General features: G+C 38.2%; 3 protein-coding genes and 1 pseudogene. All 4 read right to left on the bottom strand.

Going from position 1 to position 1,429, the window contains the following annotated elements:
- Positions 1-135 (bottom strand): DUF2931 family protein (locus HEM79_RS23090; protein WP_183082724.1); only part of this gene is annotated, 135 nt, incomplete at its 3' end.
- Complete coding sequence (locus tag HEM79_RS22225) at positions 129-566, bottom strand: DUF2931 family protein (RefSeq protein ID WP_183082723.1); 438 nt, start codon at positions 564-566, stop codon at positions 129-131. The genes HEM79_RS22225 and HEM79_RS23090, both read right to left, overlap by 7 nt.
- Before the next feature lie 97 nt (positions 567-663).
- A pseudogene (locus tag HEM79_RS23215) lies at positions 664-786 on the bottom strand (DUF2931 family protein); the annotation flags it as partial.
- Between the two features lie 351 nt (positions 787-1,137).
- Positions 1,138-1,429, bottom strand: a 292-nt coding sequence (locus tag HEM79_RS22215) for a formylglycine-generating enzyme family protein (protein WP_183082722.1), incomplete at its 5' end; no start/stop codon positions are given.

The raw sequence follows: 1,429 nt of genomic DNA, 5'->3' as shown, positions 1-1,429 counted from the left end.
TGTCACCCCTTTACACATATCCAGATCTTTTCCTGAAGCTGTTATTATTCTTGTGTCAACTAATGGAATATCCGAATGACCATATTGTCTTAGCCAGACCCGTACTTTTCCTTCCGGCGCTAACCCTATTAACATCGTTTGTCGGTATGCTTTTTTGCAGATTCTAAAACATCTGGATAAGGGCTAATCATCTTATCCCATGTATCATGCGTAAAAAACAATGTGGACTGATATATTTTTTTATCAATAATTGAATCCCAGCAAAATATCATTATCTGTGGCAGCCTGTCGGCTTTATTAAACTGTGTATTCCCCGCAGAGTTACGTTCACTCCACTTTCCTACACTGATACCTTGTGGCTGATCAATAGTCCGATATGTCGATGCATAACCATCAACATCCAACAGCTTTAACAATGTAATCTGTGCTGGTAATGCTTTGGGGGTAGTAAAGGCAAAGTACCATTTGTCCCAGGGAACTTTAAGCCCCTTAGATTGCTCACTGATACAGGCACTAACAGAACCACAAAAAAATAAGACCGAAATTATTCTGGCGATTGATTTCATGATTTCCTTCCCTGCATATTTCAGGCTACTTAAACAGACCAAAAGTTCAAACGACCAGAGGGTATTAAATACAATACTGTCTTTAAAATACGATTATTCACCATAAACCATAAGGATATTTTTTACCCTTGATGAACTCTTTAGTTGTATTACTATACTCATAAGAAAAATCACCTCCCGTAATTCCTTTGCACATACTCAATTCATTACCTGAAACTGTTGCGATTTCTGTACCTGCTGGCTGAACTATTGTCAAAAAAACTTTCTCCATTGATAAGTTTTACGTGTGTTACCTGAGCAGGTAATGCTTTGGGTGTCGAAAAGGTAAAGTGCCACTCATCAAAAAGGGCTTTAACCTTCCCTTACTGATCAGTGGCCGAACTGCTGTTGCAGCCCACAAAAAAGCAAGTGGTATGAGAGTTGTAATCAATCTCATGTTTTTTCTTCTTTCATATTCAGTTCACATCAACTGTTAATTATCAATTAACGCCTGAGCATTATCATCAAGAAAATATGGTACATTCTCGATAACTCTGTCTGAACACAACACAGAAATACATGCTTTTTGTAATCAATCATTTTCAACACAACGAAAACCATCGGTCGGACCTTCATAATCAGCTGGGCTTTTACCTCGCGTAATATCATACACACCAAACATAGAACCTAAATACCCTCGAATCACTCTTCGCTCCCCCTTCTCTGGACCTTGAGGATTTTTTTCTGGTGATTTTTCATAATAATCAACTGAATACCAATCACTCATCCATTCGTTCCCATTCCCCATCATGTCATATAAACCTAAAGGATTTGGAGGAAATGAACCAACAGGTGCTATATCGTGGGTGAAATTAAGTTCTCTA

This window comes from Escherichia sp. 93.0816 (assembly GCF_013368855.2).
In the GTDB taxonomy this organism is placed as follows: domain Bacteria; phylum Pseudomonadota; class Gammaproteobacteria; order Enterobacterales; family Enterobacteriaceae; genus Escherichia; species Escherichia ruysiae.
This window is presented reverse-complemented; position numbering and strand designations above follow the sequence as displayed.